Source organism: Mesorhizobium sp. M0244, assembly GCF_040321795.1.
Classification (GTDB): Bacteria; Pseudomonadota; Alphaproteobacteria; order Rhizobiales; family Rhizobiaceae; genus Mesorhizobium.
The window spans coordinates 1-1,722 of record NZ_JAMYSE010000205.1; the positions used below are offsets into that span (position 1 = coordinate 1).

Sequence of the window (1,722 nt, forward strand, 5' to 3'; positions counted from 1 at the left end):
CGCATTGCCTCGCCTGAACTGCTCCCTAAAATTGGTTTGTTGCCTCATCTAATTTGCTCCCGAATCAACAACTTCGGGAGCTGTGATGAGGAAGGTGAGCATGGCGACACGAGCGGAATTGGTGGCGGCGATCAGTGGACGCTATGTTTTAGGCGGGCGGGCCGAAAAGGCGAGGATGTTGGACGAATTCGTGGCCCTCACTGGCTTTCATCGCAAGCATGCGATGCGACTGCTGCGAGGAGACTGCGCGCCGGCGAAGAATGGTCCTCGGCCGGGGCGGCGGGTTTACGGTGATGAGGTGCGCGCCGCTCTCGTCGTCGTTTGGGAGGCATCGGATCGAATCTGCGGGAAGCGACTACACCCGCTCTTGCCAAGCCTGATCGAAGCGATGGAACGCCACGGACACGGCGCTATGGATAGCGAGACCCGCCGGCAATTGTTGACGATGAGCCCAGCGACGATTGATCGCGTTCTCAAGGACATTAAGGCGAGTGCCAGCGGGCCGCGGCGGCGGAAAGGATCAACGACGATCCGGCGTAGTGTTCCAGTTCGGACTTTCTCGGATTGGGATGACCCCGCACCCGGCTTTGTCGAGGCGGATCTTGTTTCTCATTCCGGCCCATACGCGAAGGGCGCCTTCTCGCAAACCCTGGTGTTGACCGATATCGCCACGGGCTGGACGGAATGCGCGCCGCTGCTGGTTCGCGAGCAAACGGTCCTGATCACTGCGTTGGCCGAACTGCGCAAGTTGCTGCCGTTCCCGCTGCTGGGCTTCGACACCGACAACGACAGCGTCTTCATGAACGAGAGCGTTCAGGAGTATTGCTTGCGTGATAATATCGAACTCACCCGTTGCCGCCCCTACCGGAAGAATGACCAGGCATTTGTCGAGCAGAAGAATGGCGCGGTCGTGCGTAAGATCGTTGGATATCGACGCTTCGAGGGACTGCAAGCCACACGGGAGCTAGCCAAGCTTTATTCCTCGATGCGGTTGTTCATCAATTTCTTTCAGCCATCATTTAAGTTGAAAGAAAAGCATCGTGACGGAGCCAGGGTGGTCAAGCGGTATCATCGTCCCGCCACGCCCTATCAGCGGCTGCTTGACGATGCACGCACGCCGGAGGATACGCGCCTTCGCCTCAAGGCGATGTACCTGACGCTCGATCCGGTTCGGCTGCTGCGCGACATACGCCTGGCACAAGAGAGGTTGGTCGACATCGCCGACAAGCCGGACGGTTCGGCTGCCGCCGACGGCGAGGCATTGCCGCTCGAAGACTTTCTGTCCGGGTTGCGGATTGCGTGGCGTGGTGGGGAAGTGAACCCGACCGCCCGCCCCAAGCCGGCGGTCAAGCGAGAGCGGCGCAGACCCGATCCTCTCCTTGCCGTCACTGCCGAGCTTGAGGAATGGTTCGAGGCAGAGCCTTGGCGAACGTCACGAGAGTTGCTTGAGCGCTTACAGGTCAAATATCCCGGCGTGTATCCCGACGGCCTCATTCGGACCGTGCAGCGTCGAATGAAAATCTGGCGCAGTACGCAAGCCAATGCGTTGGTGTTCGGGCCATTCGCCGATGCCGCGCGGACGGAAATTGTAGAGGTCATGCGGTGAGATCATCCCCGGATCGGCAGAGGCTAAATCTCGGGAACAACCAGTGAGGCAATCGAGAACATCCGAGTGAGGCAACGGCATTGTTCTTTGGGAACACTCGTGGGCGAGGCAATACG

1 protein-coding gene is annotated in these 1,722 nt (G+C 59.5%); it reads left to right on the forward strand.

Annotated features, from left to right (window positions below; genetic code table 11):
- Positions 1-85 precede the first annotated feature (85 nt).
- Positions 86-1,606: an integrase catalytic domain-containing protein gene (locus NKJ08_RS38615; protein ID WP_352786383.1), complete on the forward strand. Its 1,521-nt coding sequence runs from the start codon at positions 86-88 to the stop codon at positions 1,604-1,606.
- The last annotated feature ends 116 nt before the right edge of the window (positions 1,607-1,722 follow it).

Bases quoted from the DNA above. Each gene is read 5' to 3' on its own strand.
- NKJ08_RS38615 (WP_352786383.1), top strand. From the start codon at position 86: ATGAGGAAGGTGAGCATGGCGACACGAGCGGAATTGGTGGCGGCGATC.